Raw genomic sequence first — 18,454 nt, forward strand, 5'->3', positions numbered from 1 at the left:
TCACTCGATCCTGAGATAATCGGCCTCGGCAAGGCCGAGATAGGAGGAGACGACGACCGCGCTGCCCGGCGCGGGGCCGGTCTTCAGCGCGACCTCGTCGCGGGTGGTGGCGAGGATCTCGACGGGCACCCGCGTCGCCCGGCCGCTCGCCTCGTCCAGCACGAAGACCCAGTTGCCGCCGGTCTGGGCGAGGAAGCCGCCATTGGCGAGGATCAGCACGTCCTCGGCAAGCGCGCGGGTGCGGATCTGGATGTCGAGGCGCTGGCCGTGGACGAGCCCCTCCGGCGGCGCGTCGACGAAATCCATCTCCAGCGTGATCTTGCCGTCGATCACCTCCGGCAGGATCCGCCGCACCCTGAGCCCCCGCCAGCCGCCCCCGCCGTCGCGCCAGCTCGCCTCGTCGCCGATCGACAGACGGTCGAGATAGATCTCGTCGACCTCCGCCTCGATGATCGGCGTGCCGAGCTCGAACAGGGTGACGAGGTTGGCGCCGCGCTCCACCACCTCGCCGCGCTTGACGCTGAAGTCGGAGAGCGTGCCGTCCATGGTGGCGCGGATGTTCAGCGCGTCGAGCGAGGCGCGCGCCGTCTCCAGATTGCGCATCAGGTTGCCGGACAGGGTCCTTGCCTGCTGCGCCTGGTCGCCCTGCCACTGGATCCGCGACTTCAGCATGCCCACGCGCATTTCCAGCACGGCACCCAGATGGGTCTGCTGGCGCATCAGCGCGTCGACCTCGAAGGGTTTGTCGTGGCCCCGCGTCAGCAGTTGGCGGCGGCGCTCGAGCTGGATGCGGAGCTCGGCGATCTCGTTGGTCAGCCGCAACACTTCCAGCTCGTCCTCCTGGCGGCCGCGCTCCAGGCTCTGCTCGCGCTGGGTCAGCGCGTTGAGCTGTTCGGCGACCTGCACCTCAAGCGTGAAGAAGCTCATCTCCGTCTCCGGATTGGAGAGTTCGAACAGCAGCTTGCCGGCGCTCACCCGGTCGCCCGGCTTGACATGGACGGCATCGACCCGCCCGGAAATGCTGTTCTGCAACGCGACGGAGGTGCGCGGCTTGACCTGGCCGGTGGCATGCAGCACCGGCTGGAAGGGACCGAGGCGGACCCGGTCGAGAACCACATCCGCGCGCGCCACCTGGATCACCCGGTCGTCGGACCAGTCGAACCGCGTCACCGCCAGCACGATCACCGCGGCGCAGAGCACGGCCAGGCCGGTCCAGGCGGCGGCGCCCTTCCACACGGGCCGTTTCAACGGCCGGTCCATCGCCTCCAGCCGCTGCTGGGCGGCCGCCGGCGCACCGCCCTCGGCTCCAGGGCGGCGCCCGGCTCCGGCTCCCGGCCCGGGCCGCACGACAGGATGCGGACGCGGCGCCTCGTGCAGGGTCATCGCACCTCCAGCAGGAGTTCGCTGCCGGGGATCGCCTGCGCGCCGGGTGAGGCCCGCCCCGCATCGGAGCGGAAGACGATGTGGAAGGCGCCCTCGCCGCCGGCCTCGATCCTGCGGGCGATCTCCGCCCCGCGCTCGGGATGGTCCGGCGAGACGAGGCGCAGGACCATGCCGCTGAGCACGTAGACGCGCTCGCCCTTCTCGGTACCCTGCTCCTCGCTTGCGACCAGGGCCAGTTCGGCGAGGTGCCGCTCGCTCGCCGCGAGGTCGCGGACGCCGAACCAGATTTCCGACAGGCCGTCGGCGCCGTTGCCGTGCTCCTGCCACTTGCGGTCGTCGTATTCGGGATAGTCCGCCCGCACCGCCGCGATGCCCGCGTCGTCGCGCTGCGCGAAGCTGAAGTTCCACAAGGGAAAGTCGAAGGAACGGATGAAGAGCAGGTCGAACATCTTCGGGTAGCTCGTCTCGCCGCCCGCATGCAGCGGAATGATGTCCGTGGTCGGCACGCCGCTCGCGGCCAGCGCCATCATCGCAGCGCCGATGTCGCGCACATAAAGCGCCAGCGCGACGGTGCGCGCGCCGCTCATCTCCAGCCGCTCGTAGAACGGGCGGCGGCTGAAGAACTCGACGCTCTGCCCGGAGGACAGCATCACCATGACGCTCTCTTCGCCGCTGGCGCGCGCGCCGATCTCCCAGGGGGTGAAGCCCATCTCCTCGCGCAGCCAGCGGCTGGTCGCGGCCACGTCCTCCACCGCGATGCGCAGGAAGCCGAGGGTCTCGACATTCTCCCGCGCGCCGGCCACAAGTCCGCCGGAGGGGCCGCTGAGGCCCGGCGGGACGACCGCGTGCTGCGCCGTGGCCGGCGACACGGCAAGGAGCAGGCCGAGCAGGACGGAAACGAGAGCTTTCATCGCAGGATCCTTGAAAGGGTGGCAAGACACAGGAGCGCCGGCGCCAGCGCCAGCACCGCGAGATAGAGGCGGGCGAACCGCTTCAGGCCGGGCGGACCGGCGAGCCGACCCCGCCGCAGGCGGCAGGGACCGTAATCGGGGTCGGCGCGGGCAGCGCGACAGGCGCCGACCAGATCGCTGCGGCCGAAGGGCGTGAGATTGGCCAGCAGCAAGGCGCTCCCGGCGAGCGCGAGCGCCTGCAGCGGGGCGACCGGCGCGGCCCCGACCCACAGCAGCAGCAGCGCAAGCGCGGTCAGCAGCAGGTCGCAGAACGGTCCGGCGAGATGCACCAGCGCGTGGTCGCGCGGCGCCAGGTTCCAGGCCTCGCGCAGGTCGAGCCAGGGCATCGGCAGGCCGGCCCGCCCGCGATGGAGGCCGATGGCCGAGGGCCTGACGGCGAAGAGGCGCGCGACCAGAAGATGCGCCGCCTCGTGCGCCACGACGAGGACCGGCACGGCGAGCGCCAGCCAGCCGAGCGTCGCCAGCGAGAGCGGCGTGCCGGTCTCCCCAGACGGCGCGACTTGGGCAATGAGGAAGCCGGTACACAGGACGATGGCAGCCAGCGCCAGGACGCTGCCGGCGACGAGCAGCACGGCGCCGCTGCGGCGGGGCGGGCTCCGCTCCGGCAGGCCCGCCAGCGCATGGCGGGCGATCAGCGCCTCGGCGGCGGACAGCAGCGCCCCCGCCGAGGAGGGCTCGCCCGCCGCCGCCAGATCGTCCAGAACGGCGCCTCGGTCGCGCCCGCCGAGCAGCGCCAGCACGGCGCGCGACAGCGGGCCGCCGACCCTGAGATAGGGCGCGGTGCCGCGCGGGATGAGGAAGAGACGGCCGCCGGCCTGCACCAGCATCGGGGCGGCCTCCGCCATGCCGGGTGCGGCGGGCCGGCTCATGAGCGCGCCCCCTGCCCGACCGCCAGTCCGGCAATCGGCGCGATCCGCCAGCTTTCGCCCGGCAGGCAGGCATTCAGCCCCTCGTTGAAGACGCCGCCGAGCAGCGTGCCCTGCAGCCCCCTTGCGCAGGCGCCGAGCCAGGCGAGATGCAGGCCGGCGCCGAGCGCCTGCAGCGCGTAGCGATAGCCCGGCGCGCCGGTGTCCCGCGCCAGCGGCGCCATCTCCAGACCGGCGACCAGCAGGGCGGGAGCCGTGTCGGGCACGGACTGCCAGAAGACGCGGGTGTCGCCGATGCCGGGCGACCAGCGCGGCTGTCCTTCGCAGCCCGCCGCCACCAGGCCGCGGGCGCGATCGACCGCGACGAGACGCAGATAGGGCGCAAGGCTCGGCGCATGGCGGGCAGCGCCGGCCCGCGCCTCGGCGAGAAGCGCAAGGATCGTCTCCGGCGACAGGGGCGCGGGCGGCAGCAGGCGCACCGCCCGGCGCGCGCGCAGCACCTCCTCCATGCGCGCCAGATCCCCCAGCGAGGGCTGCGGCTCGGCCGGCGCAGCGCGCAGGCGATCCCGCAGTGGTGCCTTGCCGAGCGCGACGATCCAGTGCGGCAGGCGCGGTTCGTGAAGGGCCTGCGGGTCGTCCAGCGGGTCGTCCAGTGGCTCGTGCGGCGGCGCATCGGTGTCGTCCGGAGCCGCGAGGCAGAGCGACAGCATGTGGCGATCGTCGAGGAAAGGGAGCGGCAGGCGGCGCTCGATGGCACCCATGTCGAGGTCGGTGCGCACGACAAGGTCGAGGCCGAGCCGCGCTGCCGCCTCCATCAGCACGGCACTGGAGACGCCGGCGTCGAGGCCGCAGATCTTATAGGCCGCGTCCTGGTACTTGCGCGCCACCCGCCGCAGCCGCGAGACGACGAGGAAGGCAGGGCCGTTGTCCGGCAGGCCGGTTTCGGCGCCCACCAGCGGCGCCCCAACACGCTCAAGCAGATGATCGGCGTCGCGATAGCGATAGAGGCCCGCCGGAAGGTCGGTGTCCTGCGGCAGGTTGACGATGAGCGCGGCCGAGCGCAGATCGCCGCCGGACGGCGTGAGGCGCCGGCCCTCGTCCTCGCCGAAGGCCCATTTGCACAGCAGCGACAGGCGAGAGGCCATGGTCGCCCCAGCGCCGGGATCAGCGCCGGGATCGGCGCCGGGATCGGCATCGGGCAAGGCCAGCGTCGGCACGCCGTGGAAGGCCGATGCCGGGCCGGCCGCCAGCTTCCGGTTCTTGCTGGCATAATGCATCAGATAGGTGCGCGGGCTGAGGTGCCGGCTGAACAGCTCCTCGATGCCCGACTGGGCGGCGGCCACCAGCATCGCCGCGTCGGGAAGGTCCGCCGACGCCGCCGCGACATAGGGCGAGACCAGCACGATCTCGCGGGTGATCGGAGCGCCCGGCGCGCGGCGCGCGAACACTTCGACGCTGTTGAACTTGCGGCCGCGCTCCAGGCCGCAGGCAAGGCGGAACAGCCGCGCGGCGGAAAGGCTGGCGCGCAGACCCTCCAGCACCGGCGCGGACCGGTCATGGCTTGGTGCCTCCAGCCAGGGACCGGCAAGCCAGCCGGCGACGGTCGCCGCCGCTTCCGCCGGGACCAGCGGCCCGAGCCGGAAGCTCTCCGGCCCGCCGCCGGCGAACAGCACCAGCGTGCCCGGTTGCAGGGGCAAGGGCGACAGGGGCTCCGGCGACAGGGGCAGATCCGCCGGATCGTCATACAGCACCAGGGCGACATCCGGCGCGCCGGCATCGGCGAGGCGCAGGCCGGCGGCCCGGATTGCCGCTTCCGCTTCGCCGCAAAGGGAGGCCGGGCCGAGGACGCGCACCCGGAAGCGGTCGACCGCCGCGCGCAAGGCGGCGCGCGAGCGGTGGACGCTGTCGGCGGCGACGACCTGCTCCCAGAACCGCTCTGTCTCCGCCTCGCGCAGCGGCACGCCGTCCGCCGCATCGGGCGCACCGTCCTGCATCACCCCGCGCCGGTCCAGCAGGGTCACCAACTCGTCGACATTGCGCAGCGCCTCCCCGGCGCCGCCGAAGTCGGGGGCAAGGCCTTGCGCGATCTCGGCGGGCGTCCGCGTGCCGTCGCACAGGCCGAGCAGCCGCCTGACCAGCGCGTGCGGAACGGTGCTGCGCAGGACCTCGCGCCGGCCGCCGCACAGGATCGCCAGCCGCGACGGCCCGAACGGCAGGACCGGAACGCTTGGGGGAAAATACGGCCTTTGCAGCGACAGCCGCAGCAGTTCGGGATCATGCGCCCGCTGGGCGGCAAGCTCGCGGGCATGGGCGCGCTCGACCGTCACCATGCCGGCGCCTCCCGGATCTCCGGTTCGGGTGCGGCGTCTTCTGCGGCGGGCAGGCCGAGCATTGCGGCAAGATGGCGGGTGGTGCGCCGGCCGCCGGGGACCGTGCCGCGACAGCGGCAGCCATGCAGCGCCAGCAGCCGCCCCTCCTCCAGGAAGCTGCCGTCAGTGAGGAAGCGCAGGAAGCGCCCGTCGCTCTCCTCTGCAGGGCGGCGCAGCCGCGCGGCAAGAGCCCCGGCGGCCAGCGCCGGCAGATAGGGCGGAAAGCCCGGCCGGGCCTCCGGCAGGCGCGCGAGACAGGTGCGGCTCAGCTTGTCGAGGCGGCCGGCATCGTCCTGGCTCGACACGGCAAGGCGGCGGCGGGCGAAACACTCCGGACAGCCCGGCCGGCCGGCGCGGAACTGCGGCCCGATGGTCAGCCCGTCGTTCAGGAGGCCGATCAGATGCAGCCGGCAGCCGCTGCCGGCGAGCCGGTCCCACAGCCGCGTCAGGACCTCCGGCCGGTCGACGTCGAGGATCGCCAAGGTGTCGGCGGCCGGCAGCCCTGAGAGGGCTTCGACCGGGTCGGCCGCGCCGTCGAGATCGACGGCCGCGGCAATCGCCACCCCTTCCGCGCACAGCGCCTCGAGCACCCGGCGCCCGAAGGCACCGGAGATGACGCATTGCAGGACCGGCGCGGCGGCGGGGGCGGAGCTTGGGGAGGCAGGCGCCAGGGAATCGGCCATCTCGTCGGTTCCTCTCACGCGAAGGGCTGGGGATAGGGATTGGCGGCGGCGGGCTCGAAGCGGCCGTAGCCGGCCTTGCGCGGATAGGCGCGCAGCCGCGCGTGGCCGAGGTAGCGGGCCGAGGGCAGGAAATCGAGCGGCATCAGGTCCGGCGTGACGGCACGGATGACGCTCAAACCCTGCTCGCGCAGATCGTCGGTGGTGAGGTCGACCAGCGTCAGCTCGAAATCGAGCGCCCGGAACCGGGCGACGAGCCAGTCGAACTCTTCGCGCGCATCCGCCTGGCTGCCGGGCGCGAGCCGCGAGATCGGGCTCTCCCGGCCGTGACCGGAGAGAAAGTCGAAGGCGCCGGCCTGCTCCGGCCGGCCCATGTAGCTGGCGCCGAATTCGAGGCGGGTGAACTGCAGCGGATCGTCCGGGATCTCCTGGAAATAGGGGATCGCCGTGCGCGCGACGCAGGCCTCGCGCACCACCTTGCCGCAGGCCGTCCAGGGGTCGAACTCGGTGCTGCAACCGACGAAGCTGGCAAGCTGCGGATGGCCCTCGTATGTCTGCAGCAGATAGACCGTCGGCACGCCGAGATCGGTGGTCGCGTCGAAAAACTGGTGCTGCAGCGGCAGGCCGGCGGTGCGGGCGAGCGCCTCGCCGACCTCTCGCGGCGGCGCGGCGTCGAGGACGAGCCGGGGCAGCGGCAGCCGGCAGATCCAGGTGAGCGCGATGGCGTCGCGCTCGATGCTCTCGCAGATCGCCGCGACCGCCGCGCGATAGGGACAGTCATGCAGCGCGATGCCGGTGGTGATCGGCGCCCAGAACGCCTCGCCCGGCAGCAGCTCGAACACCAGATGCGACATCACCAGCGGCAGCCAGACCTTGCGGCCTCGCGTCACCGAATATCCCTCGACCCAGCGGATCGGCCGGTCGGGGTCAAAGGCATGGAGCTGGCAGCGCGGATCGGCAAGTTCCGCCGCATCGCATTTCGGCCAGCGGCGATGATCGAGGGCGGCCGAGCCCAGCTCGCGGGCGCTGGCGAGGATATAGTCGGTCTCGTCGAAGACCGAGCTGGCATAGCGTTCGGCCGCCTCCGCCACCGCCCGCACATAGGCGAGATCGGCGCGCAGGTCGCCGCCATTGCCGGCGGTCAGGGTCTCGGCCGTGCTGGTGCCGTCGCCGGCGCGGATCCAGGGATAGGCCAGCGAGACGTTGCACAGGCGTGCGGTGCGCCGGCGGAAGTCCGGCACGCCCAGTTCCTCGTCGTCGATACCCGCCACGCTCTGGACGATGCCGCAGGAAGCACTGAGGATCGAGGACCAGGGAACGCGGGCGGAAAACGCGCTCTTGTCGAACACGTCGATCATGCCGGCACCCGGTCGAAGGCCGCGACGAGGCTGGCAAGATAGGCCTCGTCGGCGGCCGGGAAGCCGAGCCGGTTCATCATCAGGTGGCACAGGTTGAAGGCCAGTTGGTCGCGGAAATTGTCGTTGCGCGCAAAGTGCCGCCCGGCCGCGCGCGACACCTGCCGGATCGACGCCTCCCAGCGGGCGAGCAGATCCTGTTCGCCGGCGACGAGCAGCGCATCCGCATCCAGCGGATCGAAGGGGAGGACGCGAAGGTCGGCGATCCGTTCGGCGAAGCGGCCGCGATGGTCCTCGGCCGGGTCGGCGCCGCGCAGCCAGTAGTCGCAATAGTCGGCGAGGAACTGGCGCGAGGGTCTCGGCAGCTCGAACAGATGGACGCAGCGCGCCATCAGCAGCGGCGCGATCCCCTTGCGCGAGCGGCCCTCGAGCAGTTCGGCGCCGATCGCGGCAACGGCGATCTCGCTCGACACCTGGAAATGGGTTTCGCAGGCCTCCAGCATCTCGCCAAGGCCATATTTGCCGGTCTCCGGCTCATAGGCGTCGCGTTGGACATGAGCACGGGGGGCGCGGGGAGCCGGCACCATTGCTGCCGCCGCGCCCTCCGTCCGGCGGGTGGCGACCAGCGGCGTGAACGGGCTCTCCGGCGTGAAGGGCAGTTCGTCGGCACGGGTGCGCAGCTCCCGCTCGATGCGTGCGGCGAGCGACTCCCGCGCGTGCGGATCGGCCGGCAGGAACCGTGCCCGCAGATGCGGCCCGCCATCGTCGATCATGCGCAGGAAATGCCATTTGGCGACATCGCCGCGCCCGGCGAGCGGCGCCAGATCGTTGGCGATCAGATGATCGAGGCCGGCGCCGAACAGGCCGGGATAGAGCTTGAAATAGATCCAGCGCGCGCCGTGCGCCGCCGCCATGTCCTTCGTCCCCGTCATGCCCTGCTCCCCCTCATGCCCTGCTTTCCCTCATGCCCTGCTCCCCATGTCGAACCGGAAGAACCGGACGGACACCGCCGTCAGCAGCACCGTCGCGCCCGCCAGCACCGCCAGGACGAGCCCGATCGGCAGGGCCTGCGGCTCGCCGGTCGCGGCCAGCCGCAATCCGTCGACCAGATAGGTGATCGGCAGCGCGTTCGAGATCAGCGCCAGGGCGCTGCCGGGCGGCACCTGGAAGAAGACGTTGCCGAAGCTCAGCATCAGGAAGTTGATGGCGAGCGTCAGCAGCACGCCGACCTGCTGGTTGCCGACGATGCCGCCGAGCGCGAAGCCCATGGCGACGAAGCAGCCGGTGCCGACCGCCAGCAACGCGGCGAAGAGCACGCCGCTGCCCTCGATGCGAAAACCGAAGAGACCGGCCGCGATCGCATAGAGCCCGACCATCTGCACCAGGGCGATCGCCAGCCGCGTCGCCAGCAGCGCCGCGACGATCTGCACCACGGTGATCGGCAGGGTCTTCATGTGGCGGAAGACGCCGCGCGCGCGCTGCTGCAACAGCGGCGTCGAGGTGCCGAACAGGCCGAGTTGCAGCAGCGACATGGCGAAGAAGGCCGGCAGCAGTTGCACCAGTTCGGAGGACCGGCGCACCGGCTCGAACCGGTAATCGAACGGCAAGGGACCGGCCTGCCGGCCCGCCGCCGCCAGCACCGCCGTGTGCAGCAGGGTCGCCAGCGCCGGATCGGCCGAGACCTCCAGCCGGATACGGTCGTCGGCGCCGACCGCGACCGAGACGACGCCTGCCGCCTTGTGTCCCGCCGGCAGCAGGCGCAGGCCGGGAACGCCGGCCAGCGCCTCGACCAGCGCCTGTGCCTGCGGCGCGCCGACATCGCCCTCAAGCGCCAGCGGCAGCGGGCCCGGCGCCCCGCCGCCGGAACTGCTCATGAAGAAGATCACCACGAAGATCAGCGGGAACACGAAGGTGAAGAAGCTGGAGGTGAAGTCCCGCAGGTATTCGCGGAAATTGTTCAGCACCAGCACGGCGAGCAGCGGCGCGTTCATCGCCTCGTCTCCTTCAGGCCCGGCCCGAGCAGGGCGACGAAGACATCCTCCAGCGTCGAGCGGCGCTGACTCAGCCGCGCCAGATCGAGATGCGGGCGCAAGGGAGAGACGAGCACCGCGTCGAGCAGACCCGCGTCGAACACGGCCCGCGTCCCGCCGCCCCGCTCCCGCTCCAGCGTCAGGCCCTCGCCCATGGCCGGATGCGCGGCAAGGATCCGTTCGGCGGCCAGGGCATCGGTGACGGCGACGGCAAGGCGCGGCGGCGTGCCGTTGCGGGCAATCAACTCGTCGGGCGTGCCGCTTTCGCGCACGCGGCCGTTTTCGAGAATGACCACATTGCTGCTGAGTTCCGTCGCCTCGGCCATGTCGTGGGTGGCGAGCAGGATGGCGGAGGGTGATGTCTTGCGGTCGCAGAGCCGCCGCAGCTCCGTCCAGAAGGCCAGCCGGCTGAAGGGATCGAGGCTGGCCGTCGGTTCGTCGAGGATCAGCACGGCCGGCTCGCCGACCAGCGCCGCGACCAGCGCCAGCTTGCGCTGCTGGCCGCCGGAAAGCTGGCCGATGCGCTTCTTCCAGGCGGCGTCCAGGGAGAACGCCTCGATCAGCCCCGTCGGCAGATCCGGGCTGCGATAGGCCTTGCGGACCATCGCCAGATATTCGTCGGTGCGCAGCAGCGGCGGCAGGCTCTGGGTCTGCAGCACGATGCCGACCCGGCGCCGATGCTCCAGCGGCAGGCCGGCAAAGGGCGCGCCGAGGATCTGCGCCCGCCCCGCATCCGGCTTGCGCAGCCCGACGAGGATCTCCAGCAGGGTCGTCTTGCCGGCGCCGTTCGGCCCGAGCAGCGAGGTCAGCGTGCCGGGCCGGCAGTCGAGGCTGACCCCGTCCAGCGCCTGGTGATCGCCATAGCGCTTGCGCAGCCCCTCCACGGCCAGCCCGGACGCGGCGGAAGGTCCGGAGACGCGCAGCCGGCTGCCCTCCTCCGCGACAGCGGCTCTTTCGCGAAAGGCCGCGGCACCGCCGGTATCGGTCATCGTCTTCATCGTCCCCGGACCCGCTCCGCCAGCCTATTCGTGACAGCTACTGCAGCCGGTGTTGTAGCCACCGGTGCCGGTTATGCAGCCGATGCAGAAGAAGGACCCGACCGTGGAGCCGGCGCCGCTGCTGATCGTCGTGCCGGTCGACAGACAGTCGCTGGTGGTCGCCCGGGCCAGCATCGGCTCGGTCTCCTCGATATAGCTTTCGTAGACGGCCGCGTGCGCGGACGTGGCCGCGATGTCGAGTACATGCTGCATTCCAGTCTCCTTCCGTATCCTGGTGTCGATGCGGGAAACTCCCTCGCGCCGGCCGGCCCGCTCTCCCGGCCGGGCGGCTTTCATTGGAGATCAGTGGTCGGGGACGGCCCGTCCCCGTCAGGGTCCTCCCGTGGCTGTGGCGACAAGATCGGTCCCCCGCGAGATCAGCAGGAGTTCGACGGCGATGCAGGCGGCAAGGGCCAGCGCCGACGACAGCACCAGGCCGAGGCCGAGGGTCGCCAGCACCGCCGGCGAGGCGACCGCGATCCGCTCCGCCTGGCCGGAGAGCCAGGCCTCGCCGAGCAGCACGGTGGCGGCGGCGGCCACCGGCATGGCGAGCAGCAGCGGCGCGACCTGCCGGCTGGCGAGGACCGGAGCCAGTTGCACCGCCGTCGCGCCCAGCAGCCGGCGCAGCCCCAGTTCGCGGCGGCAGGTCACCGAGCGGAAGCGGATCACCGCGAAGAGCGCGCCGCCGACCACCGCAAGGGTGGCGAGCCAGGCGCCGAGGCCGAGCAGCGCCGCGCCCTCGGCCGGCCGGTTCGCCGCCCGGTAGAACGCGTCGACCTCGATGCGCGAGGGCGTCGCCTGCGGCCACAGGCGCCACCACACGGGAAGGATGCCGGCAAGGCGGGACGGCGCGGCGGCGCCGTCGAAGCGCACCGTGGCGACGCGGAACAGCCGGGGATCGTGATAGACGACCAGCGGCGGGCTCGGCATATGGCGCCCGTTGAGGCGGAAATCCTCCACCACCGCCGCCACCCGAAGGCTGATCTGCGGTCCGCCGTCGAAGCTGAGCACCTGCTGGCCGACGGCCTCGCCCGGCGAGGCGAAGCCGAGAAGGGCCGCCGCGCCGCGGTTCAGCACCACCTGGTCGCGGGCCTGCCTGCTGCTGTCGGGCAGCGCGCCGGCAATCGGCTCCACCCCGATGGAGCGCAGGAAGCCGGCATCGGCCGCCAGCGCCTGGTAGCGCTTCTCGCTCTGGCGGCGGTCGGTGGCGGCGCGCAGCTCCATATAGCTGTAATCGTGCAGCGTGCCGGGCAGCGTCTTGGCAAAGCCCACCTCGCGCACGCCCGGCAGCGTCAGAAGCTCCTGGCGGAAGGCCTCGTGACGCTCGCCGAGCACGTCGTCCTGGTCGACCTGCAGGGCAAGGGTGCGCTCCAGCGACAGGCCGCTGTCGCGGCCGGCGAGATGCAGATGCTGCAGCACCAGCACCAGCGACAGGCCGGCCGCCGTGCCGCAGACGACGAAGGTCGCCCACAAGGGCACGGCGCGCCGGACGGCACCCGGAGCGGCGTCGGGCCGGGCGAGCGGCGCCACGGCGACGAGGACGAAGGCCGGCGCGGCGAGGGCGACCAGCGCCAGCCCCTCGACCGGCGTCAGGGCGAAGGCCGACGGATCGAGCCGCAGCAGCCCGGCGACCAGCCGCGACAGGCCGATGCCGGCGAGCGCACCGACAGCGCAGACGCCGACGGCAGCGGCGGCTGCGAGCGCTGCCAGGGCCGACCGCCCGCTCGCCGCCGGCACCGCGAGACTGGCGAGGATGCGCATCAGCTCCGCCACCTGCAGGCGCGCCAGCCCCGCCCCGTAGCCGAAGGCCGCCAGCGCGACGCCGGCCAGCGCCGCGGCACCGATCCACAGCAGACGCGCCGAGGCCGGTGGGATCGCCGCCACGAGTTCCTCGTAGACGCCGTCCGACAGCCAGATGGCCGCCGCCGGCCGGGCGCGGAACTCCGGCGTCCAGCCGCCGAGATAGGGGGCGCGGGCGGTCAGCGCGGCGGCGATCGCCTCGGCCTTTTCGCGCCCGCCCTCCCCCTGGAACCGCAGGAAGGTGTAGGCGCTCGGGCGCAGCCACTCCATCGGCAGTTGCCGGAGGCTGTCCGGCAGCAGCGCCCGGTCGATGGCGCCGGGCACCGCATCGACAAGCACCACGTCGGGACGGAAGACGGCGTTTTCGGCGAAGGGCTGGAATACGGCGGCGACGGTGTAGGTCGTCCGGCGGCCGCGCCGGTCCGGCTGGGCCGGGGTGATGCGCTGGCCGACCGGATCGCGCGTGCCGAACAGGCGCCGGGCCTCGGCGGTGCTGACCAGCGCCTCGCCCGGCCCGAGCCGGTCGATGGCGGGCGCCCCCTGGCGGATCCGCCAGTCGAAGACGGCAAGCGACGGCGGATCGCTGCGGAAGACGGCGCCGCCGGGCAGCGACATGTCGTCGATGGTGAGCTGCGAGCGCAGCGGCGTGAAGCGGCCGGCATGCGCCAGCGCCCCGTGATCCTGACGGATCAACAGGGCCAGCGGATCGGGCGAGGTCGCCCAGCGCCCGCTCTCGCCGGAATGGCTGGAACTCCAGAGCGTATCGATGCGCCACAGGTCGGCATCGACGAGACGGCCCGGCGCGAAATAATAGCGGATCGCCCCGATGAGGACGATGCAGACCGCCACGGCCAGCGACAGGACGACGAACAGCAGGAGGAAGCTGACCCACTGGCGGTGGAGCTTCGCGGCGACAGCGCGAAATACAGCCCGTCTCGGAACATATCCGGATAGATCCACAGCCACCGCCCCGAAAACCGCACCGGCGACCCTGCCGGCAGGGTCGGCCGAATGCGTGTCGCTGGCTGGCCGGCAGGTGGACCGCGTGCCCTCGTCTGGCTTGCGGTCCATGCGCAACGGCTGGCTATGGCGCGATCTTAAAGTGAACCCCCGAGGTGTCAACTTGCTATTACTGTCTATTCTTCATGTATAAATTTCATTTCATAAAACTCATCATAGGAATTAAGTATTGTCATTTCTCGCAGGATCGTTCCATTTATATGATGAAAATATTTATTGATACGCAACACGGGAAATGCACCCGTCCGGACGGGCCGCTGGCGGCAGGAGAAGGGCAGCTTGCGGAGCCGTCTTGCGGGGAGCGGCTTGTTCGGGGGGCCGTTCGCCCCTACCGTTTGCGCGACGATCCTGCGTTCAGACGATCCTGCATTCACCAGCGACCCGGTCCGGCGGCATGTTTTCCTGGCACCAGCAACTGCGCTCGAAAGGCACTGTCGAACCGCTGGTGGGGGCGGCCATCGGCGTCGGCATGACCGCCGAGGCGGCCGAGCGGGGCGGCGCGGACTTCCTGCTGGCGCTCAATGCCGGGCGCTACCGGGTGATGGGCGCGACCTCCATCGCCGCCATGCTGCCGCTCGACAATGCCAACCGCTTCACCGATCATTTCGCCCGGCGCGAGATCCTCGACCGGGTCGGCGTGCCGGTGTTCTTCGGCGCCTCCGCCTTCGATCCAAAGCTGGACCTGCGTGCCTTCGTCGCCGAGCTGGCCGCCGCCGGCTATCACGGCATCGCCAATTTCCCGACCAGCATCCATTACGACGGCCGCTTCCGGCGGGCGCTGGAGGAAGCGGGGCTTGGCTATTCGCGCGAGGTCGAGCTGCTAGGGGAAGCACAGCGCCAGGGGCTCGCCACTTTCGGCTATGCCAAGAGCCGCAAGGAAATCCAGCACCTGCTGGAGATCGGCGTCGACATCCTGTGCCTGAATTTCGGCTGGAACGCCGGCGGCACGCGCGCCGTGGCGCAGGCCTTCACCCTGGAAGAGGCGGCCGACCGGGCGCGGCGCATCTTCTCCGAAGTGCGGCAGGCGAGCCCGCAGACGATCTGCGTCTTCGAGGGCGGGCCGATCGTCAGCCCCGACGACATGTACCGGGTCTGCCGGGATGCGCGGGCCGACGGCTATGTCGGCGGCTCGACGCTCGACCGGATGCCGCTGGAAATCTCGGTGATGCAGAAGACCTCGGCGTTCAAGGCCTTCAGCGTGCTGCAACAGGCGGACGCGGCGCAGTCGCGCGAGACGATGCGCGCCGCACGGCTGACCGGCATCGCCGGCCAGTCGAAGGCCGTCGCCCGGCTGCTGGAGCAGGTGGTGAAGCTTTCCGGCACCAACCTGCCGATCCTGATCGTCGGCGAAAGGGGCCTGGGGCGCACCACCCTCGCCCGCAGCCTGCATGCGCTGGCCAACCGCAAGGGCGGCCTCGCCGTGCTGAACGGGGCCGAGCGCGAGGTGCCGCCGGCCGAATTGCTGTTCGGCGCGGAGGCGGATTTCGGCCGGGTGCGGCGCAACGGCGCGCTCGATGCGCGCGAGGCGACGGTGGTGGTGGAGAATGCCGGCGCGCTGGACGAGGCGGCGCAGCAGCACATCCTGTCCTGGCTGGAACGCGGCGAGACCGAGCGCGTCGGCGGCAGCCGCAGCCACAGCCCGCAAGGGCGGCTGGTGCTGATCGCAAACCCTGAGGACCTCGCGGAAGGCCGGCTGGCGGAGGCGCTCGCCGCGCGGCTGCAGCCGGGGCGCATCGACGTGCTGCCGCTGCGCGACCGGCCCGAGGACATTCCCGCCCATGCCCGCGCCTATCTGGAGGCGATCGGCGAGGCGCGGCAATTGGGGCCGCTGGAGATCTCGGCCGACGGTTACCGGGTGCTGTTCGCCCATGGCTGGCAGGAGAACACGCGGGAACTGCGCCGGGTCGTCGAACAGGCGGCGGTGCTGAACGAGGGACGGGTGATCGGCTCGCAGGTCTTGCGGGCGGTGATCGAGGCCGCGGACGGGGCGCAAGGGACGACGACGCCGCTCGCCGAGAAGGACTGGATCCTCGACGCGCTGCGCCGCCACCGCTTCCGCCGCGGCGAGACGGCGACCTTCCTCGGCATCTCGCGCAAGACGCTCTACAACAAGATGCGCCGCGCCGGTCTCTTGGACTGAGGCCTATTGGATTGAAAACCGCTCAGTCGGCGACCCATACGCGGCCGTCGGCCAGCGCCTCCGCCTGATCGAGCTCCGGGCCGAAGCCATGCGGACGATAGACCAAAAGCTGCGTGTCGCACTGGTCGCGCAAGGCCGGGATCATGTGGGCGACGGCAAGGCTGGCGGCGGCCCGCTCGCGCCAGTCGGCAAGCGCCAGGCCCGGATGCAGCACCAGCCGCGAGGGCCCGTGGCGGAGCATCGCCCGGGCGGTGTCCAGCGAGGCGGCGAAGGCGACGGTCTCGAAGCCGGCCTCGCGAAACGCCGTCAGAACCGCGATCTCGCGCGCAACCCCGGCCCCGGCGCTGTCGAAGACGCGCGCCGTCTCGCCGTCGATGAGCTGCACCGTCGGATAATTCGCGACGCCGCTCACCCCCGCCTCGGCCAGCGCCAGCGTCGCATCGCGCAGGCGCAGGAACGGATCGACCAGCATCAGGCCGGCCACCGCCCGGCGGCAGGGAGGCGATGCGGGGGACACGGCGCGCAGCCCCGCCAGCGCGGCGGCGTTGACATCCACCACCGGCAGCATGCCGACAAGCTCGCGATGGGCGGGCGCCACCTGCGCGACGAAGGGCGCGAGGAGGTAGTCCCCGTCGGGACGCTCGGCGGGCGGGCGGGCTGGCGGCTGGGCCAGGATCGGCAGCGTCAAGGACATAATCGTTGACCCATGTTACCCATTCTTACCCGAAATTGCCGAAAATTCCTTCTGGCACGGATCTTCCGCGCTTGTAAACATTCGTAGCAGATCGGGAGGTTTTGGGAGGAGCCGAAACTTACCCTCAAAACAAACAAAAACGATGCGTGGAAGATCGATGATCTTTCGCACGGGAGGGATTTTTGTCGCTTCAGTTCATGATCACGGTGACGTTGAACGGCCTCACCCTGGCCGCTCTCTACTTCATCGTCGCCAGCGGTTTCTCTCTGATATTCGGCCTGATGCGCACGGTCAACATGGCGCATGGATCACTCTACATGATCGGCGCCTATGTCGGGTTCTCGGTTTTCGACAGCCTCTACGCCTCCAACGCCACGGCCGGCTATGCCTGGTATGTCGGGCTGCTGGCCGGCGTGGTGGCGGCGGCGGTGGCCGGCGTGGTGATCCAGGTCGTCTTCCTCGGCTGGATGCAGGGGCAGGAGCTGCGCCAGGCGCTGGTGACCATCGGCCTGTCGATCATCATCGCCGACCAGTTGCTGGCGCATTTCGGCGGCAACCCGTTCCAGTTCTTCGCGCCTGATGCCCTGTTCGGCCCGACGCCGGTGCCGGTGATCGGCCGCTACTCGACCTTCCGCCTGTTCCAGATCGGCCTTGCGCTCGCCGTCGGCGTCGGGCTGTGGCTGCTGCTCAACAAGACGCGGCTCGGCATCATGGTGCGGGCCGGCGTCGACGACCGGCAGATGCTGGCCGCCTGCGGCGTCAACGTGCCGCTGATCTCGGTCGCCACCTTCGCGCTGGGCGCCGGGCTTGCCGGCCTTGGCGGCGTCATCGGCGCCACGGCGCAGCCGGTCGCGCTCGGGGTCGACGTCAAGTTCCTGCTGACCTCGCTGGTGGTGGTGATCGTCGGCGGCATGGGCTCGATCGGCGGCACCGCCATCGGCGCGATCCTGATCGGCGTCGCCGAGCAATGGGGCCAGGCGCTGTTTCCGACCTACTCGGTGATCCTGACCTTCGCGATCATGGTCGCCGTGCTGGCGGTGCGTCCGCAGGGCCTGCTCGGGAGGACCGGACGATGATCCTGATGTCCCGCACGCAATGGGCCGTCACCGCGCTGGCACTGGCGATCCTCGCCGTCCTGCCGCTGCTGCTGCCCGATTTCTGGCTGAGCGGCATTCTCGGCCGCTCGCTGATCTACGGCATCGTCGCCCTGTCGATCACCTTCCTGGCGAGCTATGGCGGCTTCATCTCGCTGGCCCAGACGATGCTCGCCGGCATTGCCGGCTACACGGTGGCGATCCTGGCGCCGACGGCGATCCCGGCCGGCCAGAACGCCGTCAGCTACTGGCTCGCCATGCCGCTCGCCGTGCTGGCCGCGACCCTTGCCGGCGGCGTGGTCGGACTGATCGCCATCCGCACCCGCGACATCTACCTGCTGATGATCACCCTGGCGCTGGCGGTCGGCTTCAGCCTGTTCGCCCAGTCCAACATCGACTGGTTCAACGGCTACGAGGGCATCCGCAACGTCGTCGGACCGGAGCTCTTCGGCCAGCCGTTCCGTGCCCATGCGGTGTTCTATTACGTGGCCCTGACCGTCTCGGCGCTGCTTTACCTGCTCGTGCTCTATGTGGTGCGCACGCCGTTCGGCTTGGTGCTGCAGGGCATCCGCGACAACCCGCGCCGGGTGTCGGCGCTCGGCTTCGACGTCGCGGTGCACCGCATCGCCGCCTTCGCCATGGCGGGCTTCATCGCCGGCTGCGGCGGCGTGCTGATCACCTTCTACAATATCGGCATCACCCCCGGCTCGATCGGCATGACGGCGACGGTCAACGTGCTGGTGATGTCGGTCATCGGCGGGCTGGGGCACCCGATCGGCGCCTTCATCGGCGCGGTGATCTTCACGCTGATCGATACGTTCGCCGCGACGATCTACGACCGCGACCGCTTCAACACGCTGATCGGCCTCGTCTTCCTCGGCATCGTCGTGGCCTCGCCCGACGGGGTGCTGGGGCTCGGCAAGCGCCTGACCGGCTGGCGCAAGCAACGGGACGCGGGGGACGGCGGCACGCCGCACTGAGGAATTGCCTGCGGCAGCCCGGCTCCGGCGCCGCA

The 18,454-nt window shown here is 71.1% G+C and carries 15 protein-coding genes; 3 read left to right on the top strand and 12 right to left on the bottom strand.

Annotation, left to right across the window (positions count from 1 at the left end; genetic code table 11):
- The 11 genes from TSB10GB4_RS15405 to TSB10GB4_RS15455 all read right to left on the bottom strand — a co-directional run bounded on the left by TSB10GB4_RS15405 (nt 1) and on the right by TSB10GB4_RS15455 (nt 13,451).
- Nucleotides 1-1,383, bottom strand: coding sequence for an efflux RND transporter periplasmic adaptor subunit (locus tag TSB10GB4_RS15405; protein ID WP_186396442.1), 1,383 nt, complete (start codon nt 1,381-1,383; stop codon nt 1-3).
- Complete coding sequence (locus tag TSB10GB4_RS15410; protein ID WP_186396443.1) at nt 1,380-2,294, bottom strand: VOC family protein; 915 nt, start codon at nt 2,292-2,294, stop codon at nt 1,380-1,382. Before TSB10GB4_RS15410 ends, TSB10GB4_RS15405 begins: the two co-directional genes overlap by 4 nt.
- Nucleotides 2,291-3,223: a hypothetical protein gene (locus TSB10GB4_RS15415; RefSeq protein ID WP_186396444.1), complete on the bottom strand. Its 933-nt coding sequence runs from the start codon at nt 3,221-3,223 to the stop codon at nt 2,291-2,293. The genes TSB10GB4_RS15410 and TSB10GB4_RS15415 overlap by 4 nt, the downstream gene beginning before the upstream one ends.
- Nucleotides 3,220-5,550, bottom strand: a complete 2,331-nt coding sequence (locus TSB10GB4_RS15420; RefSeq protein ID WP_186396445.1) for a nitroreductase family protein — start codon at nt 5,548-5,550, stop codon at nt 3,220-3,222. Before TSB10GB4_RS15420 ends, TSB10GB4_RS15415 begins: the two co-directional genes overlap by 4 nt.
- Complete coding sequence (locus TSB10GB4_RS15425; RefSeq protein WP_186396446.1) at nt 5,544-6,272, bottom strand: hypothetical protein; 729 nt, start codon at nt 6,270-6,272, stop codon at nt 5,544-5,546. Before TSB10GB4_RS15425 ends, TSB10GB4_RS15420 begins: the two co-directional genes overlap by 7 nt.
- Nucleotides 6,273-6,286: 14 nt before the next feature.
- The gene (locus tag TSB10GB4_RS15430) at nt 6,287-7,627 is read right to left on the bottom strand and encodes a YcaO-like family protein (RefSeq protein ID WP_186396447.1); all 1,341 of its coding nucleotides are present in this window, start codon (nt 7,625-7,627) and stop codon (nt 6,287-6,289) included.
- The gene (locus TSB10GB4_RS15435; RefSeq protein ID WP_186396448.1) at nt 7,624-8,556 is read right to left on the bottom strand and encodes a thiopeptide-type bacteriocin biosynthesis protein; all 933 of its coding nucleotides are present in this window, start codon (nt 8,554-8,556) and stop codon (nt 7,624-7,626) included. The genes TSB10GB4_RS15430 and TSB10GB4_RS15435 overlap by 4 nt, the downstream gene beginning before the upstream one ends.
- A 30-nt stretch (nt 8,557-8,586) precedes the next feature.
- Nucleotides 8,587-9,615 (bottom strand): ABC transporter permease, encoded by a 1,029-nt coding sequence (locus TSB10GB4_RS15440; protein WP_186396449.1) that lies wholly within the window; start codon nt 9,613-9,615, stop codon nt 8,587-8,589.
- Nucleotides 9,612-10,652, bottom strand: coding sequence for an ABC transporter ATP-binding protein (locus tag TSB10GB4_RS15445; RefSeq protein ID WP_208984830.1), 1,041 nt, complete (start codon nt 10,650-10,652; stop codon nt 9,612-9,614). The genes TSB10GB4_RS15440 and TSB10GB4_RS15445 overlap by 4 nt, the downstream gene beginning before the upstream one ends.
- 24 nt (nt 10,653-10,676) lie before the next feature.
- Entirely contained in the window at nt 10,677-10,904 is a 228-nt protein-coding gene (locus TSB10GB4_RS15450; RefSeq protein WP_186386632.1) for a hypothetical protein, read from the bottom strand.
- A 117-nt stretch (nt 10,905-11,021) separates the two neighbouring features.
- Nucleotides 11,022-13,451 (bottom strand): ABC transporter permease, encoded by a 2,430-nt coding sequence (locus TSB10GB4_RS15455; RefSeq protein WP_186396451.1) that lies wholly within the window; start codon nt 13,449-13,451, stop codon nt 11,022-11,024.
- 454 nt (nt 13,452-13,905) lie between these two features.
- Here TSB10GB4_RS15455 and TSB10GB4_RS15460 point away from each other — a divergent pair, with 454 nt between their 5' ends.
- Complete coding sequence (locus tag TSB10GB4_RS15460; protein WP_186396452.1) at nt 13,906-15,651, top strand: phosphoenolpyruvate hydrolase family protein; 1,746 nt, start codon at nt 13,906-13,908, stop codon at nt 15,649-15,651.
- A gap of 22 nt (nt 15,652-15,673) precedes the next feature.
- On the opposite strand, the gene TSB10GB4_RS15465 is transcribed toward TSB10GB4_RS15460, so the two are convergent.
- The gene (locus tag TSB10GB4_RS15465) at nt 15,674-16,339 is read right to left on the bottom strand and encodes a phosphoenolpyruvate hydrolase family protein (protein WP_186396453.1); all 666 of its coding nucleotides are present in this window, start codon (nt 16,337-16,339) and stop codon (nt 15,674-15,676) included.
- A 188-nt stretch (nt 16,340-16,527) separates the two neighbouring features.
- Between TSB10GB4_RS15465 and TSB10GB4_RS15470 the strand changes: the two genes are divergently transcribed.
- A complete protein-coding gene (locus tag TSB10GB4_RS15470) occupies nt 16,528-17,421 on the top strand; it encodes a branched-chain amino acid ABC transporter permease (protein WP_208984831.1) in 894 nt (297 codons plus the stop codon).
- Nucleotides 17,418-18,419: a branched-chain amino acid ABC transporter permease gene (locus TSB10GB4_RS15475; RefSeq protein ID WP_208984832.1), complete on the top strand. Its 1,002-nt coding sequence runs from the start codon at nt 17,418-17,420 to the stop codon at nt 18,417-18,419. Before TSB10GB4_RS15470 ends, TSB10GB4_RS15475 begins: the two co-directional genes overlap by 4 nt.
- Nucleotides 18,420-18,454: the final 35 nt, after the last annotated feature.

This window comes from Stappia sp. TSB10GB4 (genome assembly GCF_900185745.1).
Lineage (GTDB): Bacteria > Pseudomonadota > Alphaproteobacteria > Rhizobiales > Stappiaceae > Stappia.